This is a genomic window from Stenotrophomonas sp. A3_2, assembly GCF_036624925.1.
Classification (GTDB): domain Bacteria; phylum Pseudomonadota; class Gammaproteobacteria; order Xanthomonadales; family Xanthomonadaceae; genus Stenotrophomonas; species Stenotrophomonas hibiscicola.
In genome coordinates this window covers 13382-33953 of record NZ_JAZKVY010000339.1, presented here as the reverse complement: position 1 = coordinate 33953, position 20572 = coordinate 13382, and the positions used below count along the sequence as shown (strand labels likewise).

The following is a 20572-nucleotide window of genomic DNA, read 5'->3' as shown; positions in this document are numbered from 1 at the left end:
CACCTAAGCTGGGGTCACCGTCGCCGAAGCGGTGCCGATCGTGCCGCCTTCGCCTTGTTCAACGGACCTTCGGGTCAGGGAGGTTGTCCATGCGATCCGCGCTTCGTTCTCCGCTTGCCTGGGCCTTCGCCGGCCTCCTGCTGTCCAGCCCGGCCCTGGCCGCAGATACCACCACCTTCAACGTCACGCTGGTGGTCACCAAGGCCTGCACCATCACGGCCGCGGCCGCTACCAACGTCGACTTCGGCACGGCGGCGTCGACCACCGCCACGCCCACCCTCGGCCAGGGCACGGTCACCGCGCAGTGTTCGGCGCTGACGCCGTACACGATCGCGCTGAATGCGGGCGCCAACGCGGGCACCGCCAACGACGTCACCACGCGGCGCATGAAGAACACCAATGCCGCCGTGACCGCCAACAACTATGTCGGCTACCAGCTCTACCAGGATGCCGCGCATACCCTGGTCTGGGGATCCACAACCGGCACCAATACCCAGGCCGGCATCGGCACCGGCCTGGCCGTGCCGTACGTCGTCTACGGCCAGATCCTGAACCTGAGCACCAACAACCCGGCCACCGGCAGCTACCTGGATACGGTTACCGCCACGATCACCTATTGATGGAGCACGCCCGCATGGCCGGACCCCGCCCGTGGCGCGCCACCGGCGTGGCGCTGCTCGCCCTGTGCCTGCTGGCCACCGCCACCGCCGGCGCCACCAGCCTGCAGGTCGCGCCGACCAGCCTGCAGCTGGAGGCGCGCCAGCGTGCGGCTGAGCTATGGCTGACCAACAGCGGCACCGCGCCGGTGAAGCTGCAGGTGCGCGTGTTCCGCTGGGTGCAGCAGGACGGCCAGGAACGGCTGCTGCCCACCGATGAGCTGATGGCCACACCGCCCATGCAGGAACTGGCTGCGGGCCAGCAGCAACTGGTGCGGGTGATGCGTCCGGACAACGAGCCACCGCCTGCACAACGGCACTACCGATTGATCGTGGACCAGATCCCGGACCTGGCCACGCGTGCCGAGGGCATGCAGTTCGTCCTGCGCTATTCGATCCCCGTGTTCGTGCAGCCTTCGGCCGGCGCCCTCGCCCCACAGTTGCAGGCCCGCCTGGTGACACTGGCGGATGGCCGCAATGGCGTGGAGGTGGCCAATACGGGTGACAGCTACGCGCAGATCGCCGATCTTGCGCTGGGCAGCGCCACGCGTCCGCGCATCGTCCATCCCGGATTGCTGGGCTACGTGCTGCCGGGCCAGGTGATGCGCTGGCCGATCGAGCGCGTGGCGATCGACCGCGACAACGACCAGATCACGGCCAAGCTCAATGGCGAGTCGGAACAGACGCCACTGTCGCCCCCACCGGCTCGCTGAGGCCTTGATGGGCGCGTTGCTGGCTGCCCTGGCTCCCGCGGCGACCGAGGCCGCCGATGCGTCCGGCGCGGCCGTTGATGTCTCCGGCGTGTCGGCCGATGCCACCCTGCCGCCCCCGACCCCATTGACCGCCAGCCAGACGCTGTACCTGGATGTGTCGCTCAACAGCACGCCACGCGGCCTGCTGCCGTTCATCGAGAACCGCGGCCGGCTTCAGGCCAGCCCCGAGGTGTTGCGCCAGCTCGGCTTCAATGCCAGCGGCGAGGTACCGGTCTACCTGGACCAGATCAGTGGCGCGGTGGTGCGCTACGACGCGCACATGCAGACCCTGGCGCTGGATGTGCCGCTGGACCAGCTGACCCTGCCGACCACGGTGCTCAGTCGGCCGCAGGCGCGTGCGCCGACTGGCACTGCCTCGCCGGGCGTGCTGCTCAACTACGACGTATACGGCAGCCGGGTGGACACGCTCGGCAACCTCAGCCTGAGCTCGGAGCTGCGCGTGTTCGGCATCGGCAACGGGACTTTTGAGAACACCGCCATCAGCCGCCGCTACCAGCAACCCGGTGATCGCCGTTGGCGCGGCGAAAGCGTGCGCCTGGACACCCGCTGGAGCCTGGACTTCCCCGACAGCGCAACGACGCTGGAGGTCGGCGACTTCTACAGCGGCTTCGTCGACTGGACCCGGCCAGTGCGCCTGGGTGGCGTGCAGATCGGTCGCAACTACGGGCTGCAGCCCTATCGCGTACTGACGCCCACGCCGAGCTTCCTCGGCCAGGCCGTGGTGCCCTCCACGGTCGAGCTGTACGTGGATGGCCTGCGCCAGTACAGCGGACAGGTCCCGGTCGGTCCCTTCCAGCTGGCGGCACAGCCTGGTATCAGCGGCACCGGCAATGCGCAGGTGGTGGTAACCGATGCGTTCGGCCGCATGCAGACACTGGATTTCAGTTTCTATGGCACCCAGCAACTGCTGGCCAAGGGCCTTTCGGACTGGTCGGTCGGCGTCGGCCAGCTGCGCGAGGACTTCGGCCAGCGCTCCTTCGGCTACGACGATCGCTCGGTGGCCAGTGCCAGCTGGCGCGGCGGCATCAGCGATGCCTTCACTGGCGAGGCGCATGCCGAAGGCGGCGGCGGCCTGGCCCAGGCCGGCATCGGCGGCTGGTGGCTGCTCGGCGCTGCCGGCGTGTTCAATGCGGCCTATGCACGCAGTGATTACCACGGCCTGCGGGGCGGGCAATGGGCGCTGGGCTACAGCTGGAACAACCGCCGCTTCAACGTCAATCTGCGCAGCGTGCGCAGCCACGGCGACTACCGCGACCTGGGCGCACTGCAGGGCAACCTGCCACCGAGCATCAGCGAGCAGGCCACCCTCGGCCTGGACCTGCTGCGGCTGGGCACGCTCAGCGCAAGCTACCTGCGCCTGCGCTACCCCGACGGCGACGACAACCGCTACGCCAGCCTGTTCTGGTCGCGCAGCTGGAGCCAGCGCTGGTCGGCCTACCTGTCGATGAACCAGAACCTGGACCAGAGCGACGACCGCAGCATCTACCTGTCGCTGACCGCCAGTCTGGGCAACAACCGCCAGGCCAGCCTCTCGAGCCAACGCAACGGCGACAGCCAGAGCTGGGTCGCGGACGTGACCCAGCCGGTGCCCGGCGATGGCAGTGCCGGCGGCGTCGGCTGGCGCGCACAGCTGCGCCATGGCGAGGACGGCAATGGCGGCCTGGCCGAGGTCGGCATCCTCAACGATACCGGCCGCTATTCGTTCGGCGCCTCGCGCCAGGGCGGGCTGAACTATGCCTACGCCAGCGCCAGCGGCAGCGTGGTGTGGATGGGTGGCCACACCTTCGCCACGCGCGAAGTGTCGGACGCGTTCGCGGTGATCAGCACCAGTGGCGTCGGCGGCGTGCCGGTGCGGCTGGAAAACCGCCTGATCGGCGTCACCGATGATCGCGGCCTGCTGCTGGTCAGCCCGTTGCTGTCCTGGCAGCGCAACCGGGTCTCGATCGACACCCTGGACCTGCCCGAGGACATGCGTGCCGACCGCATCGAGAATTGGGTGACCCCGCGCCAGCGCGCCGGCACCCGGATTGCCTTCGAGCTGCGCTCGCGACCGTCGCTGAGCCTGACCCTGCTGGCAATGGACGGGCAGCCGCTGGAGGTGGGCAGCGAGGTGCAGCTGCCCGATGGCCGCCAGGCCACGGTCGGCTATGACGGCCTGCTGTACCTGGAAGACGTTGCCGCCGGCAGCGTGCTGTACGTCACCACCAGCCGCGGCCCCTGCCGGGTGAAGGTCCCCGACCCGCCCAGGGTGGTGGCGACCGGCGCGCGGCCGAAACCGGCGCCGCTGCAGTGCATTCCGGAGGTGGCGCCATGAGGACATTGCTGCTCGGCCTGCTGCTGTTCGCTGGCCTGCTGGCGGCAGCACCGGCCCGCGCCGTCGCGGTCTGCACCGCGGTCGCCAATCCAACGCTGCCGTTCGGCAACATCAACAGCAATGCGCCTGGCCCGAGCACGGCCAACCTCAACATCACGGTGACATGCACCACCGCCGCGCTGAGCGCGCTGGCCACAACCGGTGTGCGCGTCTGCGTCGGCATCGGCGCAGGCAGTGGTGGCGGCAGCAGTTCAAGCTGGCGGACGATGAAGACCAGCAGCAGCGACAGCATGAACTTCCAGCTCTACAACTCCTCGGACTTCAGCCAGGTGACGGGGTTGGTCCCGCGCGGCACGCCCCCGGCACAGGAACTGACCATGACCTACAGCGTGCCGCTGGTCGCCGGCGGCAGCGGTGCGCAGTCCGCGCAGCTGTTCGGGCAGATTCCGGCCAACCAGATCCTGGCCTCCGGCGCCTACAGCAGCACCTTCAGCGGCGCCGACGTGGTGTTGACCTGGGCCTGGAACGAGGTCCTGCTCGGCAATGCCACAGTGCCCGCCACCTGCAACGGCGGCGCCACCGGCACCAACAGCGCAAGCGCAGCCTTCAGTTTCACCGCCACCGCCAATGTGCTGCCGCAGTGCGGCAGCTACGTCACCACCGACATGAACTTCGGCAACGTCACCGGCGGCATTCCCGCCAACATCGACCGGACCGCCACGCTGACACTGACCTGCCTGAAGAACACCGCCTTCCAGGTCGGACTCAACAACGGCCGGAACAACCCTGCCGCGACCAGCATCCGGCGCATGGCCACCACCATCGGCGGCAGTACCTACTACCTTCCCTACGAGCTGTACCGGGACTCGGCTCGGAGCCTGCGCTGGGGCAATACGTTGACTGTCGACACGGCCAGCGGCACCGGCACCGGCAGCGCACAGCAGCTGACCATCTACGGCCGGGTGCCGCCGGTCACCGGCCAGCCCCCGGCTGGTACCTACAACGACCTGGTGACGGTGACGATTACCTATTGACCGGCGTGCCGACCAACGGTCGGCACCCACCGGACGAAGGCCGTGCCGAGCGCCGGCTCGGCGCTACAGTTCCGGCACATCCCGCCGATACCGCGCAGCAGGTCTTTCAGCATGGTGGATGGCAGGTGGTTCGCACATTTTCGATCGCGGCGATGCTGGTCGCCAGTACGCCGGCCTTGGCCGAACCCAGCAGCTCCCTGCAGATCCGGCTGACCGTGGTCGACTCCTGCAGCGACGACACCGGTGGCGCGCGCTCTACGGCGCCGCACCAGCGCAGCGATACACCCCAGCTGCCATCCCAGGTGCGCGAGCTCGCACCACCGGCGACGGACGAGAACGCAACACCCGCCGTGACCCTCATCTACTGATGCGCGCGCTGCTGATCCTGCTTGCACTGCTCGCGCAGCCGGCTGCGGCGCTTGAGGTGTTGCCTACCACCCTGCAGCTGCCGGCCGAAGGCGGCCGCGCCGAGCTGTGGCTACGCAATCCCGGGCCCGGCCGCTGGCAGGGCCACGTGCAGGTGCTGGCCTGGGATCAGCAGCTGGACGCCGAACGACTGCAGCCCAGCGACCAGATCCGGGTCAGCCCGGCGCGGCTGGATCTCGCCCCGGGCGGTACGCAGCGCGTCTGGCTGCTGCCACGCGATCCGGCCGCGGCAATGGGTGAACAGGCCTACAGGATCGTGCTGACGCCGGCGCTGGCAGGGCTGCCGCGCTACTCGCTACCGCTGTTCCGGGGCGCCGCGGCGCCAGTGCTGCACGCCCGCCTGCAGGGTCGGATCGAGGCCCTGGGGTCGCAGCCTACGTTGCGACTCAGCAACTGCGGTACGCTGCACGGCCGCCTGCACGACCTGCGTTTCATCGCGGCGGACGGCCAATCGACAGTGCTGGTGGGCGGGCTGGCCGGCTACATCCTCGCCGGCCATGAACGACGCTGGCCCCTGCCCGCCCGCGCGGACAGTTACGCAGGTGGCCGCTTCCGGGCACGCCTGCAGGACGGCCGCGAGGTCGATCTGGCCGCATCTGACCCCGCAATTGCAGCGAGCGCCCGCAGCGGGCTATAATCGTCGGGATTCCTGCCGCCTGCGTGCGCGGGAACCCGTCCACACCGGACGTCACCGGTGAATCCACACCTGCTGCCCCCATCCGTGCCGGGGTGCTCCGCAAGGAGTTCGGCCACGGAGGCAACAGGGAAGCCCAACCCCGGAACCGATCGCGCTTCCACGCGTCCCGCATACCTATTCCCGCGGGCGGAATCGCTGGTTCCATATCAGGAGTATTGCAATGCCTCAGGTCACCATGCGTCAGATGCTGGAAGCCGGCGTCCACTTCGGCCACCAGACCCGCTACTGGAACCCCAAGATGGCTCCGTACATCTTCGGCGCCCGCGGCAAGATCCACATCATCAACCTGGAAAAGACCGTCCCGCTGTTCAATGACGCGATGAACTTCATCTCGTCGGTTGCCCAGAAGCGCGGCACCGTCCTGTTCCTGGGCACCAAGCGCAGCGCCCGCGAAACCATCAAGGAAGAAGCCGAGCGTTGCGGCATGCCGTTCATGAACCAGCGCTGGCTGGGCGGCACCCTGACCAACTTCCGTACCGTCAAGCAGTCGGTTGCCCGCCTGAAGGAACTGGAAGCCGGTGAAACCGACGGCACCTTCGAGAAGCTGGTCAAGCACGAAGTGCTGGGCCTGCGTCGCGAGCGCGACAAGCTGGAAGCCTCGCTGGGCGGCATCAAGGACATGAACCGCCTGCCGGACGCGATCTTCGTGATCGACATCGGCCACGAAGACATCGCGATCAAGGAAGCCAAGAAGCTGGGCATCCCGGTCATCGCCGTGGTCGACACCAACTACAACCCGGAACTGGTTGATTACGCCATCCCGGGCAACGACGACGCCATCCGCGCTGTGCAGCTGTACGCCCGCGCCGCTGCCGACGCCGTGCTGGAAGGCAAGGCTGCTGCTCCGCACGCCGCTTCGGTGCGTGAGGAAGAGTTCGCTGAAGCCGCTGCCGAAGGCGAAGAGAAGCCGGCCCGCCGCGCTCCGGCCAAGAAGGCTGCCAAGAAGGGCGACGACGCCCAGGCCTGATCCAGGCCACAGGGTGGACGCCCGGCGTCCACCCTCCTGCACGCAGCCCTTGGCGCGTGACAGGACCGTGTCACACGGGCCGGCCACCATGCCGGCCCAACCCCTTTCTTTCGTGAGGTAATCCCGTGGAAATCACTGCTTCCCTGGTCAAGGAACTGCGCGAGCGCACCGGCGCCGGCATGATGGAATGCAAGAAGGCGCTTACCGAAGCCAACGGCGACATCAACGCCGCTGCTGAAGCCATGCGCAAGTCCGGCGCTGCCAAGGCCGACAAGAAGGCTGACCGCGTGGCCGCCGAAGGCCGCCTGGGCCTGGCCCAGGATGGCGGCAAGGCCGTGCTGGTCGAAGTCAACTCGGAAACCGACTTCGTCGCCAACGACGACAACTTCAAGACCTTCGTCAACGCCGTCGCCGCTGCCGCCCTGGCATCGGGCGCCAACGACGTGGAAGCCGTGAAGGCTGCCACGCTGGCCGATGGCCGCACCGTTGAAGAAGCCCGCGCCACCGCCGTGCAGACCCTGGGTGAGAACATCCAGATCCGCCGCATGGTCAAGGTCGACACCACCGGCAACATCGGCGCCTACGTCCACACCAACGGCAAGGTCGGCGTGCTGGTTGACCTGATCGGCGGCGACGTCGAGCTGGCCCGCGGCCTGGCCATGCACGTGGCCGCGCTGAAGCCGCCGCACAACAAGGCTGCGGACGTTCCGGCCGACTTCGTCGAAAAGGAAAAGGAAATCGAGCTGGCCAAGATGTCCGAGAAGGACAAGGCCAAGCCGGCCGAGATCCTGGAAAAGATCATCAGCGGCAAGATCAACAAGATCGTCAGCGACGTGACCCTGTACGGCCAGACCTACGTGCTGGGCGACACCACCGTCGAGCAGGTGGTCAAGGCCGCTGGCGCCGATGTGGCTGGCTTCAAGCTGCTGATCGTCGGCGAAGGCATCGAGAAGGTGGTGGAAGACTACGCCGCCGAAGTTGCCAAGGCGATGCAGGTCTGATTCCAGCCCTCCGGCTGTGAAGCGACCAGAAGGAGCCGCGGGAAACCGCGGCTCTTTTTTTGTACCCACTGCATCGGTGGGTGGGCACCGTTGGTGCGCGCACTGACGCCAGGCACAGCCCGATATCAGGGCTCTTTGCGTTGCGCGCGAATCAAGCCGATACTCGGCGCAGGGAATCCACAGTCGCGTAGCAGGAAGGAAAATCGCGGACTGTGATGCATTCCTAGGTATTCTTGTCCTAATGGAATTGAACGACCCGACATGCCTCCCGAGCTGACAGCTGCCCTGGCGCTCTGCCGCAACCTGCCCTCGCCGCCCGGTATTGCCCTGCGCATCATCGAGCTGGCACAGGACCCGGAAGCGGATATCGCCACCGCCGCCGACATCATCGCCATCGACATGGCGCTGAGCGCTCGCATGCTGCGCATCGCCAATTCGCCGCTGTACGCCAGCCGCCGCCGCATCGAGAACCTTGGCCAGGCACTGACCATGCTCGGCCTTAACGCCACAATCAGCCTTGCCCTGGGTTTCACCGTCACCCAGGGCCTGACCGGCGGCGCAGGCGCCGACCACGACCTGCGCCAGCGCGCGTGGAAGCGCAGCATTCTCAGTGCACTGGCCGCCAGCCAGCTGGGCCAGGCCCGCGGCCTGCGCCGGCTGGAGGAACTGATGCTGGCCGGGCTGCTGCAGGACCTGGGCGTGCTGTGCCTGGCCCAGGCCGAATCGGAGCGTTACCTGCCGCTGCTGCGCGAAGCCCGTGACAACACGGACCTGGTCGCCCGCGAACGCGACGCGCTCGGCTGCAGCCACGCCGATGTCGGCGCCTGGGTGGCCGAGCAATGGGGCCTGCCACGCTATCTGGTTGAGAGCATCAGCCACAGCGAGGACGACGACGCCGCCGATTCGCCGTTCCAGGCCTGCGTGCAGCTGTCCGGCGCCGTTGCCGACATCTGGCTGGACGATGACGCCGATGCCGCCCGCGAGCGCGCCCTGCACCAGGTGCATGAGCGGCTGGAACTCGACAGCGCCCGTTTCGACCAGGTGCTGACCCGCATCAGCGAGGCCCTGCCGGATATCGCCAGCCTGTTCGAGGCCGGCCTGAACTCGCCCTCGCGGGTCCGCGAGCTGATCGACCACGCGCAGGAGCTGGCCACCCTGCGCAACCTGCGCGAGCTGCAGGATGCCGAGCAGGCACGCCGCCGCGCCGACGAATTCGAGGCGCGGGCCAAGCGCCTGGCTGACCAGGCCCACCGCGACGCCCTGACCGGCGTGCTCAACCGGCGCCAGCTGGAGGCGGTGCTCGAGCAGGAGTTCCTGCGCGCCGGGCGTCAGGGCTGGCCGCTGTCGGTGGCCTTCATCGACCTGGATGACTTCAAGAAGATCAACGACGCCCACGGCCACCTGACCGGCGACGAGGTGCTGCGCGCCTTTGCCGGCAAGCTGCAGGGCCAGCTGCGCCATAGCGATACCGTGGCCCGCTTCGGCGGCGAGGAATTCGTCGCGCTGCTGCCCAATACCAGTGAGCCCGTGGCCCTTGACGTAATCCGGCGCGTACTGGCCAACATCGTCGCCACGCCGATGGCCGAACTGGAGGGAGGGCCGCTGTTCGTCACCTTCTCCGCCGGCGTGGCTACCCAGGGCGGCTACGAGCGCTTTGCCGACGTGCAGGACCTGCTGCGCGCCGCCGACGACGTGCTGTACCGCTCGAAGAACCTGGGCCGTAACCGGGTGATCGCCCGCTCCCCCGGTGCGCTCGGCCACGACGAGCTTTCAGCCACCGCCGGCGCCGAGCTGGGCTGAACGGGACGCCCTGCATGACCGGGGCGGATGGCAGGATTTCGCGCCGCAGTGCACAAAACACTTTGGCCCTACGCCGCATGCGCGTAGAATCCCCCGCGATTTCCACGCACCCGAGGTCCCCATGTCCAAGCTCGCCTATCGCCGCATCCTCCTGAAACTGTCCGGGGAGGCGCTGATGGGAGATGAGGACTACGGCATCGACCCGAAGGTCATCAACCGCCTGGCCCGTGAGGTCATCGAAGCCCAGCAGGCCGGTGCCGAAGTGGCACTGGTGATCGGCGGCGGCAACATCTTCCGCGGCGCCGGCCTGGCCGCTGGCGGCATGGACCGGGTCACCGGCGACCAGATGGGCATGCTGGCCACGGTCATCAACGCCCTGGCCATGCAGGACGCCCTCGAGAAACTGGGCGCCAAGGCCCGCGTGATGAGCGCGATCAAGATCAACGACGTGTGCGAGGACTACATCCGCCGCCGCGCCATCCGCCATCTGGAAAAGGGCCGCCTGGTGATTTTCGCCGCTGGCGTCGGCAGCCCGTTCTTCACCACCGACTCCGGCGCCGCGCTGCGCGCGATCGAGATCGGCGCCGACCTGCTGCTGAAGGCCACCAAGGTCGATGGCGTGTACGACAAGGACCCGAACAAGCACAGCGACGCGGTCCGCTTCGACAGCCTGAGCTACGACGAAGTCATCCGCCGCGGCCTGGAAGTGATGGATACGGCGGCCTTCGCGCTGGCCCGCGACAGCGACCTGCCGATGCGCGTGTTCGACATGGGCCAGCCGGGTGAGCTGCTGAAGATCCTCAGCGGCGCGAACATCGGCACCCTGGTCCAGGGCCGCGACCCGGCCTGAGCCTGAGCGCCAGGCGAGCTCCGGGCCGATTCAGGCCCGGCAGCGTCCCGTATTCGCCTATAATCGCCCGATTCCAGTTACACCCAGGACCCGGCGATGCTCAACGACATCAAGAACAACGCGCAGACGCGCATGGCCAAGAGCATCGACGCTCTGAAGCACACCCTCACCTCGATCCGCACCGGCCGCGCCACCCCGGCCCTGCTGGACCGTGTCACGGTCAGCGCCTATGGCAACGCCAGCACCCCACTGAACCAGGTCGCGTCGATCTCCAACGCCGACGCGCACTCGCTGCTGGTCACGCCGTTCGACAAGGGCATGATCAAGGAGATCGAAAAGGGTCTCTACAACGCCGAATTCACCCCGAACACGCTGGGCACTGCGATCCGCATCAACATGCCGCCGCCGACCGAAGAGCGCCGCAAGGAGCTGGTCAAGCAGGTGCAGAAGGAAGGCGAAGGCGCGAAGATCGCGATCCGCAACATCCGCCAGGACGCGAACAAGGAAATCGCCAAGCTTGTCAAGGACAAGGCGATCAGCGAAGACGAGAAGAAGCGCGGTGAAGACGACATCCAGAAGTTGACCGACACCAACATCAAGGACGTCGACAAGGTCGTTGCCGACAAGGAAAAAGAACTGCTGTCGGTCTGAAGTCGATGCCTTCAGTCCCACCTCCGTTGCCGGCCGCCCTGCCCCGCCACATCGCCATCATCATGGATGGCAATGGGCGCTGGGCACAGCAGCGCCGTCGTCCGCGCGTGATCGGCCACCGGGCCGGCGCGCGCGCGGTCAACCGCACCATCGAGCGCTGCCTTGAACTGGGCATACCGGCGCTGACCCTGTTCGCGTTTTCCAGCGAGAATTGGGGCCGGCCGCAGGAAGAAGTCGATGCCCTGATGAAGCTGTTCCTCGGCGCGCTCGACCGTGAAGTGGACGAGCTGCATCGGCGTGGCGTGCGCGTTCGCTTCATCGGCGAACGCGAGCGCTTCGGTGCAGGGCTGGTCAGCCGCATGCAGCTGGCCGAGCAGCGCACCGCCGACAACACCACCCTGACCCTGTCGATCGCCGCCAGCTACGGCGGCCGCCAGGACATCGCCCGCGCCGCGCGCGCCCTGGCCGTCGAAGTGGCGGCCGGTCGCCTTCTGCCCGAGCAGATCGATGAATCGCTGCTGGGCAGCCAGGTGGCCCTGGCCGACCTGCCACCGCCGGACCTGTTCATCCGCACCGGTGGCGACACCCGCATCAGCAACTTCCTGCTGTGGCAGCTGGCCTATACCGAGCTGTGGTTCACCGATGCCCTGTGGCCGGACTTCGATGCCGGGCAGCTGCAGCAGGCGCTGGACGCCTATGGCAGACGTGAGCGTCGTTTCGGCCTGACCAGCGCCCAGATCGCCGCACTGGCCACCGAGACTTCCAGCCCATGACCAAGATCCGAGTCCTTGCCGCGCTGATCATGGCGCCGGTCGCCATTGCCGCGATCCTGCTGCTGCCGACCCAGTGGCTGGCAGCGGCGGCCGCTGCGGTGCTGCTGATCGGCCTGTGGGAATGGCTGAAGCTGGCCGGCATCGAAGACACCCTGGCGCGTACCGTGCTGCTGGTACTGAACCTGCTGCTGATGGTGCTGCTGGTCTGGGCCGATGGCAGCACGCTGGTGCTGTTCCAGATCACCACCCTGGCCGGCGTGGCCTGGTGGCTGGCCGCGCTGGTCTGGTTGCGCTTCTTCAACTTCGGTGCGCAGCCGTCGGCACCCTCGCGCATCGTGAAGATGCTGGCCGGTACGCTGGCCATCGTTCCGGCCTGGGCTGCGCTGGTGCTGATCCATGCCGGCGGCGATCCGCCGGGCAGGCAGGGCCACCTGTGGCTGCTGGCTGCGCTGGCACTGGTCTGGGCGGCCGATTCGGGCGCCTATTTCGCCGGTCGTCACTTCGGCAAGCACAAGCTGGCCCCACGGATCAGCCCCAACAAGACCTGGGAAGGCCTGCTCGGCGGCCTGCTGGCCGGTGTCGCCGTGGCCCTCGGCCTGGGCTGGCTGGCCGGCATCGACGCCGGGCACCTGCCAGGCCTGCTGATCACCTCGGTGGTGGCCGTGTTCGCCTCGGTGCTGGGTGACCTGTTCGAAAGCCTGATCAAGCGCCACGCCGGCGCCAAGGACTCCGGAAACCTGATTCCAGGCCATGGTGGTGTGCTCGATCGTGTCGACGGTGTCCTGGCTGCCGTGCCGGTGTTCGCACTCGGCAAGGAAATCTTCGGATTCTGACCATGAATGCTGTCGCAGACCTGCGCCGGGTCGCCGTGTTCGGCGCCACCGGCTCGATCGGTGCTTCCACGCTGGACGTGATCGCCCGCCACCCGCACCGCTACCAGGCCACGGTGCTCGCTGCCGGCCGCCAGGTGCAGGCGCTGCTGGCACTGTGCCGCCAGCACAGGCCAGCGCACGCGGTCATCGCCGACGAAGCGCTGTTCACCGAACTGCGCGACGGCCTCCGCGATGCCGGGCTGTCCACCGAGGCGCATGCCGGCCATGCCGCGCTGGACCAGTTGGCCGCCAGTGACGCCTGCGACACCGTGGTCGCCGCGATCGTTGGCGCGGCCGGGCTGTCTTCCACCCTGGCCGCAGCCGCCGCGGGCAAGCGCATCCTGCTGGCCAACAAGGAATCACTGGTACTGGCCGGTGAGCTGCTGACCCGCACCGCTGAACGCGCGGGCGCCGAGATCATCCCGATCGACAGCGAACACAGCGCAATCTTCCAGTGCCTGCGCTCACGCGATGCCAGCGTTGATGGCGCCGGCGTGCGCCGGATCCTGCTGACCGCCTCCGGCGGCCCATTCCGTGGCCGCAGCCGCGACGAACTGGCCCAGGTCACCCCGGCCCAGGCGGTTGCCCACCCGAAATGGTCGATGGGGCCGAAGATCTCGGTCGATTCGGCGACGTTGATGAACAAGGGCCTGGAAGTCATCGAGGCCCACCACCTGTTCGGCGTACCCGGCGAACGCATCGAGGTACTGGTGCACCCGCAGAGCCTGGTCCATTCGCTGGTCGAGTTCGTTGACGGTTCGACCCTGGCACAGATGGGCCTGCCGGACATGCGCACCACCCTCGCCGTTGGCCTGGGCTGGCCGCAACGCATCGAATCGGGCGTGGCCGGGCTGGATCTGCTGGCCCAGGGCCGGCTGGATTTCGAGGCCCCGGACACGGACGCGTTCCCCTGTCTGGCGCTGGCCTGGCAGGCCATGCAGGCCGGCGGCACCGCACCGGCGGTGCTGAACGCCGCCAATGAAGAGGCGGTTTCAGCGTTTCTTCAGGGCCGGATCGGTTTCCTGACCATCCCGAAGCTGGTTGCTAACGCTCTTTCAACACTGCCGACCCAGCCAGCCGATACACTGGAGGTCCTGTTGTGCGCCGACCAGCAGGCACGCCAGCTCACCCTGAACGCCATCGACGCCGCCTGAACGACTGCCTCGCCCAGCATGACGCCGCCGCCCCTGCCCGCCATTGTGAGCCTGCATGACTGACTTCATCGGATCGGTCTGGTGGATGATTGTCAGCCTCGGGCTGCTGGTCACGTTCCACGAGTTCGGGCATTACTGGGTCGGGCGCCTGTGCGGGGTCAAGATCCTGCGCTTCTCGGTCGGCTTCGGCCGGCCGCTGTGGTCGCGACGGGACAGGCACGGCACCGAGTTCGCCATTGCCGCCATCCCGCTCGGCGGCTACGTGAAGTTCCTCGACGAACGCGAGGTTGAAGTCCACCCCCACGAGCGCGGCCAGGCCTTCAACCACAAGAGCGTCTGGCAGCGCATTGCCATCGTTGCCGCCGGCCCGATCGCCAACCTGCTGCTGTGCATCCTGCTGCTGTGGGCGATGTTCGTGATCGGCAAGCAGGATTATTCGCCGACGATCGGCCGTGTCAGCGGCATCGCTGCCAGTGCCGGGCTGGCCAGCGGTGACCGCGTGCTGCGCGTGGACGAGCGCCCGGTCGTTACCCTCGGTGAAGCCAGCATGGCGCTGACCGCGGCCGCGATGGACCGCCGCGACGTGAGGCTGGAGGTGCTGGATACGGCTGACCAGGTACGCATGCGCACTCTGCCGCTGTCGCAGCTGCCGGCAGGTTTCGATGAGCGGCGGGTGCCGATCCTGGCCGGCCTGTACTGGCAGTCGTGGCTGCAGCCGGCGCTGGTCGACTCGCTGACGCCGGATTCGGTGGTGGCCGGGCAGCTGCAGCCGGGGGACCTGATCGTGGCCATTGATGGCCAGCGCATCGATGGTGCCGATCAGGTCATCGGCGAGATCCAGACGCTGGGCCGCGCCGGCGGCCCTGGCATGATCGAGGTCCTGCGCGGCGGTGAACGCCTGGCGCTGGAAGTCACCCCGCGCCAGGGCAAGGATTCCAGGGGTGAACCGACCTGGCAGATCGGCGTGCAGTTCCCGACTTCGTTCAGCCCTCCCTACGACACCCTGCTTCGCTATGGCCCGCTCGACGCGGTCACCGTGGCTGTGCGCGAAACCGGCCGCCTGGCGGCAGATTCGCTGGGCATGATGGGCCGAATCGTCACCGGCAAGGCCTCGCTGCAGAACGTGTCCGGGCCAGTCACCATCGCCCGGGTGGCCAATGTCTCGGCCAAGCGCGGCCTCGACTGGTTCCTGCAGTTCCTTGCCCTGCTGTCGCTCAGCCTGTGCATCATCAACCTGCTGCCGATCCCGATCTTGGACGGCGGCCACCTGCTGTATTACCTTATCGAGTTGGTCAAGGGCAGCCCGCTGAGCGAGCGTGCCATCGCCGCCGGCCAGTACATCGGCCTGGCGTTGCTGGCCGGGCTGATGGGGTTGGCGTTCTACAACGACATCCTCGGCCTGGTCCCGCGATGAACTTTTCCACGTTGTTGCCGTCTACAGCGTCGGCATCCCGCACCAATGAAATCGACCTTCCTACCGGACGTGACATGACGCGACTCCCCAATCGCCGCCTGCTGGCCCTCGCCCTTGCCGCCGTCACCGGCGCCCCCGCCCTGGCCCAGGCAGCCGAGCCCTTCACTGTCAGCGACATCCGCGTCGACGGCCTGCAGCGCATCAGCTCGGGCACGGTGTTCACCTACCTGCCGGTGGAACGTGGCGAGACGGTCACCGACAGCAAGGTCGGCGAGACGATCCGCGCCCTGTACAAGACCGGCTTCTTCGAGGATGTGCAGCTGGACCGACAGGGCAGCATCCTGGTAGTGACCGTCAAGGAACGCCCGGCGATCAACAAGCTGACCGTGACCGGCAACAAGGACATCAAGTCCGAGCAGCTGCTCAAGGGCCTGTCCGACATCGGCCTGACCGAGGGCGGCACCTTTGATCGGCTGAGCCTGGACCGCGTGACCCAGGAACTTCGCCGCCAGTACAACGACCGCGGCAAGTACAACGTCGAGATCACCCCCACGGTGAGCCCGCTGGACCGCAACCGCGTGGACATCGCCATCGCCATCAAGGAAGGCAAGGCGGCCAAGATCCGCCACGTCAACCTGGTGGGCACCGAAAAGTTCGAGAGCAAGGACATCCTGGAAACCTGGGAGTCCAAGGAGCACAACTGGGCGTCCTGGTACCGCCGTGACGACCAGTACTCCAAGGAAAAGCTGTCCGGCGACCTGGAAAAGCTCAATTCCTGGTACCTGGACCGCGGCTATGTCGACTTCAGCATCGATTCGACCCAGGTGTCGATCAGCCCCGACAAGCGCGACATGTTCCTCACCGCCGGCGTGACCGAAGGTGCGCAGTACAAGATCTCCGAGATCAAGGTCAGCGGCGACACCATCCTCCCGCAGGAGGACGTCGAGCGCATGGTGATCCAGAAGTCCGGCGATACGTTCTCGCGTGCGCTGCTGGAGTTCAGCTCGGACACCATCACCAATTCGCTGTCCAACATCGGCTACGCGTTCGCCAAGGTGAACCCGATCCCGACCACCAACCGCGCCGAGCAGACCGTGGCGATCAACATGCAGGTCGTGCCCGGCCCGCGCGTGTCGGTGCGTCGCATCCTGTTCCGCGGGAACACGCGTACGTCCGACGAAGTGATGCGTCGCGAAATGCGCCAGTTCGAGAACAGCTGGTACTCGCAGGCCGCGATCGATCGTTCCAAGATCCGCCTGCAGCGCTTGGGCTACTTCGAATCGGTGGACGTCGAGACCCCGGCCGTCAGCGGCAGCAACGACCAGGTCGACGTCGTCTACAACGTCAAGGAAACCACCTCGGGCAGCTTCGTGTTCGGCCTGGGTTACTCGCAGTCCTACGGCATGACCACGTCGGTGCAGCTGTCGCAGAACAACTTCCTCGGCGGCGGCAACCGCGTGTCGGTCGAAGCCTCGCGCAGCAGCTACCTGCAGCGTTACGGCTTCAGCTACACCAACCCGTACTTCACCGATGACGGCGTCTCGCTGGGCTACAACCTGTCCTGGCGCGAACTGGACTACTCCGACTTCAACACCGCGCAGTACAACAGCACCAACGGTGCCGCGCAGGTGGTGTTCGGCGTGCCGCTGACCGAGACCGATACCGTCTCGCTGATGTTCGGCATCGACAGCAACCAGATCACCACTTACCAGGGCTCGACCCCGCAGTCGATCATCGACTACATCAATGCAGTCGGTAAGCGCACCTTCCACGCATGGCGCACCGAGCTGGGCTGGGCGCGCGACTCGCGCAACGACTACTTCATGCCCACGCGCGGTACCTACCAGCGCATCGGCCTGGAAACCACGCTGCCGGGTTCGACCATCGAGTACTACAAGCTGAACTACCAGATCAGCAAGTACTGGCCGATCATGCCGTCGCTGGTGATCAACACCCGTGCCGAAATCGGCTACGGCGATGCCTACGGCAACGACTACACCCGTACGCTGACCAATCCGGATGGCACCACCCGCACCGTCACCGCCAGCGGCCTGCCGTTCTTCGAGAACTTCTACGCCGGTGGTACCAACTCGGTGCGCGGCTTCGAGGACAACACACTCGGCCCGCGCGAAGTCACCACCGGTTATCCGGAAGGCCAGCCGCTGGGTGGTTCGCTGAAGACCGTTGGGTCGGTGGAGGCCTACTTCCCGCGCCTGTTCGACAGCCCGTCGGCGCGTGTGTCGGCCTTCGTCGACTTCGGTAACGTGTACACCGGCGTGGACAACTTCAAGGCCAACGAGCTGCGCGTGTCCACCGGTGTGGCCCTGCTGTGGCGCGCCCCGGTCGGCCCGATCTCGATCAGCTACGCCTTCCCGCTGAAGAAGGAAGACGATGACAAGATCGAGCGCCTGCAATTCACGTTCGGTGGGCAGTTCTGACGAACCGCGAGGCGGTTCGCCAGAACTGCCCCCGCATTCCACCTATCCCCCGCGCCGCTGGCGCGCCCCCCTTAACAAAGGGGGGCTCTCCACCAGACGGGGTGCGAAGCGCCGGGCATTTCCCGGCGTTTTCGTTTGGCCTGGATGCCGGAAGCGCCCGCTCTGCTTTTGATCTTTTCTGTTTTTCCGTGGCTGGCACTCGCGCCAAGCCGTCGGAGGTCGGACGGGGCGGGGCTGCGGGGGTGTGAGCCGCATGGATGCGCCGACCAAGGCTACATGGACGTACTTGCGCCGCCCCCCGCAGTCCCGCCCCGTCCGACCCAGCCCATGACACTGGCTCTGCCGGCCGCGAGGGGCCCTGCCGTTGGCTGCATATGCCCCCCGCATGACCGCAATGGCGTCACACGTTAAACTCCCGCCGTGAATACTCCCACCTACACCGCCCAGCAACTCGCCGAGCAGTTCGGCCTGCAGGTCCATGGCGACCCCGCCACCGCCATCCATGGCGTGGCCACCCTCGCCCATGCCGGTCCTGGCCAGCTGACCTTCCTTGCCAACCCGCGCTACCGCGCCCAGCTGGCCGACAGCCAGGCCTCGCTGGTGGTGCTGCGTGCCGAAGACGCCGAGTCCGCTCCCGGCGCCGCGCTCGTCGCCAAGGACCCGTACACCACCTTCGCCAAGATCGCCGCGCTGTTCGACATCGCGCCGACCCGTCCGCCGGGCATCCACCCCAGCGCGGTGATCGACCCCAGTGCCCAGGTTGCGGCCAGCGCGCACATCGGTCCGTTCGTCTCGGTCGGTGCGCGCAGCGTGGTCGGCGAGAACTGCATCATCGGCGCCGGCAGCGTGATCGGCGAGGACTGCAGCCTGGATTCCGGCTGTGAGCTGATCGCCCGGGTCACCCTGGTCACCCGGGTCCGGCTGGGCAAGCGCGTGCGCGTGCATCCCGGTGCCGTGCTCGGCGCCGACGGCTTTGGCCTGGCGATGGACGCCGGGAAGTGGATCAAGGTGCCGCAGCTCGGCGGCGTGCGCATCGGCGACGATTGCGAAATCGGCGCCAACACCTGCGTCGACCGTGGCGCGCTGGAAGACACCGTGCTGGACGAAGACGTACGCCTGGACAACCTGGTGCAGATCGCGCACAACGTGCAGATCGGTGCGCATTCGGCCATCGCCGGTTGCACCGGCATCGCCGGCAGCGCCAAGATCGGCCGCTATTGCCTGCTCGGCGGCCACGTCGGCGTTGTCGGCCACCTGGAGATCTGCGACAAGGTCGTGATCACCGGCAAGTCGGTGGTCCGCAATTCCATCCATGAGCCGGGCGAGTACTCATCCGGCACCCCGTTGACCGACAACCGTACGTGGCGCAAGAACGCCGCGCGTTTCAAGCAGCTGGACGCATTGGCTCGCCGCGTCCTGGCTGCTGGCAAGGAGAAAGAATGAACGATTCGCTGCAGCTTCCGATCGACGTCTGCCAGATCCAGGAACTGCTTCCACACCGCTACCCGTTCCTGCTGGTGGACCGGGTGCTTGAACTCGACGTCGAGGCCAAGCGGATCCTGGCGCAGAAGAACGTCAGCATCAACGAGCCGTTCTTCCAGGGCCACTTCCCGGGCCGCCCGATCATGCCCGGCGTACTGATCATCGAAGCGCTGGCGCAGGCCGGCGGCGTGATGACCCAGCTCACGCTTGGCCGCGATGCGCAGTCCAAGCTGTTCTACATGGTCAAGGTGGAAAACGCCCGCTTCAACAAGCAGGTCGTCCCCGGCGACGTGCTGATGCTGGACGTGCAGATGAAGCGCCTGATCCGCAACATGGGCTGGTACTACGGCGAAGCCAAGGTCAACGGCGAAGTCGTCGCGTCGGCCGAGGTCATGTGTGCCGGCGCCAAGGGCTGATCCACTGGAGGCAGCAATGACTGACAACGCACCGCGGATCCACCCCACCGCCGTCATCGACCCGGCCGCACGCCTGGCCGACGATGTCCAGGTGGGCGCCTTCACCCTGATCGGCCCCGACGTTGAAATCGGTGCCGGTACGGTGGTGGGCCCCCATTGCAGCATCCACGGCCCGACCCGGATCGGCCGCGACAACCGCTTCGTCGGCCATGCCGCGATCGGTGGCGAGCCGCAGGACAAGAAGTTCGGCGGCGAGCGCACCGAACTGGTGATCGGCGACCGCAACGTGTTCCGCGAGTTCGTCACCCTGAACCGTGGCACCGGCGGCGGCGGCGGCATCACCACCATCGGCAACGACAACTGGATGCTGGCCTACACGCACGTGGCGCACGACTGCCATGTCGGCAATTTCTGCGTGTTCTCCAACAACACCACCCTGGCCGGCCATGTGACCGTGGGCGACTACGTGATCATCAGCGGCTTCGCCGGTGCCCACCAGTTCTGCCGGATCGGCGCGCATGCCTTCCTCGGCATGGGCGCGCTGACCAATGGTGACGTACCGCCGTTCACCATGGTCGGTACTGATTCGCTGGGACGCCCGCGCGGCATCAACAGCGAAGGCCTGAAGCGACGTGGCTTCGACGCTGACCGCATTTCGGCCATCAAGCGTGCCTACCGCACGCTGTACGTGGCGGGCCTGCCCCTGGCAGAGGCCAAGGTGCAGCTGACCGAGCAGGCGCGTGACAGCGACGACGTAAAGGCGATGCTGGACTTCATCGAGCACGCCGAGAGGCCCCTGCTGCGATGAGCAGCACGACCGGCCAGGCGCCGGCCGGCGCCGCAGTGATCCCGCT

The 20572-nt window shown here is 67.2% G+C and carries 19 protein-coding genes; all 19 read left to right on the top strand.

The window, feature by feature from the left end; all coding sequences use genetic code 11:
- Positions 1–89 precede the first annotated feature (89 nt).
- Positions 90–620, top strand: coding sequence for a spore coat U domain-containing protein (locus tag R5H29_RS16990; protein ID WP_019659113.1), 531 nt, complete (start codon positions 90–92; stop codon positions 618–620).
- On the top strand, positions 620–1369 hold the full coding sequence (locus tag R5H29_RS16985; RefSeq protein ID WP_019659114.1) for a molecular chaperone: 750 nt from the start codon (positions 620–622) through the stop codon (positions 1367–1369). The genes R5H29_RS16990 and R5H29_RS16985 overlap by 1 nt, the downstream gene beginning before the upstream one ends.
- Positions 1370–1376: 7 nt before the next feature.
- Positions 1377–3743, top strand: a complete 2367-nt coding sequence (locus tag R5H29_RS16980) for a fimbria/pilus outer membrane usher protein (RefSeq protein WP_021204140.1) — start codon at positions 1377–1379, stop codon at positions 3741–3743.
- Positions 3740–4777, top strand: a complete 1038-nt coding sequence (locus tag R5H29_RS16975; RefSeq protein WP_332329519.1) for a spore coat U domain-containing protein — start codon at positions 3740–3742, stop codon at positions 4775–4777. The genes R5H29_RS16980 and R5H29_RS16975 overlap by 4 nt, the downstream gene beginning before the upstream one ends.
- 125 nt (positions 4778–4902) lie before the next feature.
- The gene (locus R5H29_RS16970; RefSeq protein WP_407073548.1) at positions 4903–5145 is read left to right on the top strand and encodes a hypothetical protein; all 243 of its coding nucleotides are present in this window, start codon (positions 4903–4905) and stop codon (positions 5143–5145) included.
- Positions 5145–5840 carry a molecular chaperone gene (locus R5H29_RS16965; protein ID WP_332329518.1) on the top strand — a complete coding sequence of 232 codons (696 nt, stop codon included), beginning with the start codon at positions 5145–5147 and terminating at the stop codon, positions 5838–5840. The genes R5H29_RS16970 and R5H29_RS16965 overlap by 1 nt, the downstream gene beginning before the upstream one ends.
- 220 nt (positions 5841–6060) lie before the next feature.
- Positions 6061–6867, top strand: coding sequence for a 30S ribosomal protein S2 (rpsB, locus tag R5H29_RS16960; RefSeq protein ID WP_005408748.1), 807 nt, complete (start codon positions 6061–6063; stop codon positions 6865–6867).
- Positions 6868–6992: 125 nt separating this feature from the next.
- The gene (gene tsf / locus R5H29_RS16955) at positions 6993–7868 is read left to right on the top strand and encodes a translation elongation factor Ts (protein WP_019659120.1); all 876 of its coding nucleotides are present in this window, start codon (positions 6993–6995) and stop codon (positions 7866–7868) included.
- Positions 7869–8129: 261 nt separating this feature from the next.
- Positions 8130–9668, top strand: a complete 1539-nt coding sequence (locus R5H29_RS16950) for a GGDEF domain-containing protein (protein ID WP_332329517.1) — start codon at positions 8130–8132, stop codon at positions 9666–9668.
- A 121-nt stretch (positions 9669–9789) separates the two neighbouring features.
- Positions 9790–10518 (top strand): UMP kinase, encoded by a 729-nt coding sequence (gene pyrH, locus R5H29_RS16945; protein ID WP_019659122.1) that lies wholly within the window; start codon positions 9790–9792, stop codon positions 10516–10518.
- A gap of 96 nt (positions 10519–10614) precedes the next feature.
- Complete coding sequence (gene frr, locus R5H29_RS16940; protein WP_019659123.1) at positions 10615–11169, top strand: ribosome recycling factor; 555 nt, start codon at positions 10615–10617, stop codon at positions 11167–11169.
- A 5-nt stretch (positions 11170–11174) separates the two neighbouring features.
- Positions 11175–11942, top strand: coding sequence for a polyprenyl diphosphate synthase (uppS, locus tag R5H29_RS16935; protein ID WP_019659124.1), 768 nt, complete (start codon positions 11175–11177; stop codon positions 11940–11942).
- On the top strand, positions 11939–12775 hold the full coding sequence (locus R5H29_RS16930) for a phosphatidate cytidylyltransferase (RefSeq protein WP_171952262.1): 837 nt from the start codon (positions 11939–11941) through the stop codon (positions 12773–12775). The genes uppS and R5H29_RS16930 overlap by 4 nt, the downstream gene beginning before the upstream one ends.
- A gap of 2 nt (positions 12776–12777) precedes the next feature.
- Positions 12778–13968: a 1-deoxy-D-xylulose-5-phosphate reductoisomerase gene (locus R5H29_RS16925; protein ID WP_332329516.1), complete on the top strand. Its 1191-nt coding sequence runs from the start codon at positions 12778–12780 to the stop codon at positions 13966–13968.
- 55 nt (positions 13969–14023) lie between these two features.
- Positions 14024–15382, top strand: coding sequence for an RIP metalloprotease RseP (gene rseP / locus R5H29_RS16920; protein WP_021204146.1), 1359 nt, complete (start codon positions 14024–14026; stop codon positions 15380–15382).
- A 74-nt stretch (positions 15383–15456) separates the two neighbouring features.
- Positions 15457–17820, top strand: a complete 2364-nt coding sequence (gene bamA, locus R5H29_RS16915; protein WP_021204147.1) for an outer membrane protein assembly factor BamA — start codon at positions 15457–15459, stop codon at positions 17818–17820.
- 420 nt (positions 17821–18240) lie between these two features.
- Positions 18241–19263 carry a UDP-3-O-(3-hydroxymyristoyl)glucosamine N-acyltransferase gene (gene lpxD / locus R5H29_RS16910; RefSeq protein ID WP_021203673.1) on the top strand — a complete coding sequence of 341 codons (1023 nt, stop codon included), beginning with the start codon at positions 18241–18243 and terminating at the stop codon, positions 19261–19263.
- Positions 19260–19718 (top strand): 3-hydroxyacyl-ACP dehydratase FabZ, encoded by a 459-nt coding sequence (gene fabZ, locus R5H29_RS16905; protein WP_005415845.1) that lies wholly within the window; start codon positions 19260–19262, stop codon positions 19716–19718. Before lpxD ends, fabZ begins: the two co-directional genes overlap by 4 nt.
- 16 nt (positions 19719–19734) lie before the next feature.
- Positions 19735–20526 carry an acyl-ACP--UDP-N-acetylglucosamine O-acyltransferase gene (gene lpxA, locus R5H29_RS16900; RefSeq protein WP_005415844.1) on the top strand — a complete coding sequence of 264 codons (792 nt, stop codon included), beginning with the start codon at positions 19735–19737 and terminating at the stop codon, positions 20524–20526.
- Positions 20527–20572: the final 46 nt, after the last annotated feature.

Coding starts and splice junctions, on each gene's coding strand:
- R5H29_RS16980 (WP_021204140.1), top strand. CDS start 1,377: ATGGGCGCGTTGCTGGCTGCCCTGGCTCCCGCGGCGACCGAGGCCGCC.
- bamA (WP_021204147.1), top strand. CDS start 15,457: ATGACGCGACTCCCCAATCGCCGCCTGCTGGCCCTCGCCCTTGCCGCC.
- R5H29_RS16985 (WP_019659114.1), top strand. CDS start 620: ATGGAGCACGCCCGCATGGCCGGACCCCGCCCGTGGCGCGCCACCGGC.
- R5H29_RS16990 (WP_019659113.1), top strand. CDS start 90: ATGCGATCCGCGCTTCGTTCTCCGCTTGCCTGGGCCTTCGCCGGCCTC.
- R5H29_RS16965 (WP_332329518.1), top strand. CDS start 5,145: ATGCGCGCGCTGCTGATCCTGCTTGCACTGCTCGCGCAGCCGGCTGCG.
- pyrH (WP_019659122.1), top strand. CDS start 9,790: ATGTCCAAGCTCGCCTATCGCCGCATCCTCCTGAAACTGTCCGGGGAG.
- frr (WP_019659123.1), top strand. CDS start 10,615: ATGCTCAACGACATCAAGAACAACGCGCAGACGCGCATGGCCAAGAGC.
- R5H29_RS16950 (WP_332329517.1), top strand. CDS start 8,130: ATGCCTCCCGAGCTGACAGCTGCCCTGGCGCTCTGCCGCAACCTGCCC.
- fabZ (WP_005415845.1), top strand. CDS start 19,260: ATGAACGATTCGCTGCAGCTTCCGATCGACGTCTGCCAGATCCAGGAA.
- rseP (WP_021204146.1), top strand. CDS start 14,024: ATGACTGACTTCATCGGATCGGTCTGGTGGATGATTGTCAGCCTCGGG.
- R5H29_RS16975 (WP_332329519.1), top strand. CDS start 3,740: ATGAGGACATTGCTGCTCGGCCTGCTGCTGTTCGCTGGCCTGCTGGCG.
- R5H29_RS16930 (WP_171952262.1), top strand. CDS start 11,939: ATGACCAAGATCCGAGTCCTTGCCGCGCTGATCATGGCGCCGGTCGCC.
- uppS (WP_019659124.1), top strand. CDS start 11,175: ATGCCTTCAGTCCCACCTCCGTTGCCGGCCGCCCTGCCCCGCCACATC.
- rpsB (WP_005408748.1), top strand. CDS start 6,061: ATGCCTCAGGTCACCATGCGTCAGATGCTGGAAGCCGGCGTCCACTTC.
- R5H29_RS16925 (WP_332329516.1), top strand. CDS start 12,778: ATGAATGCTGTCGCAGACCTGCGCCGGGTCGCCGTGTTCGGCGCCACC.
- lpxA (WP_005415844.1), top strand. CDS start 19,735: ATGACTGACAACGCACCGCGGATCCACCCCACCGCCGTCATCGACCCG.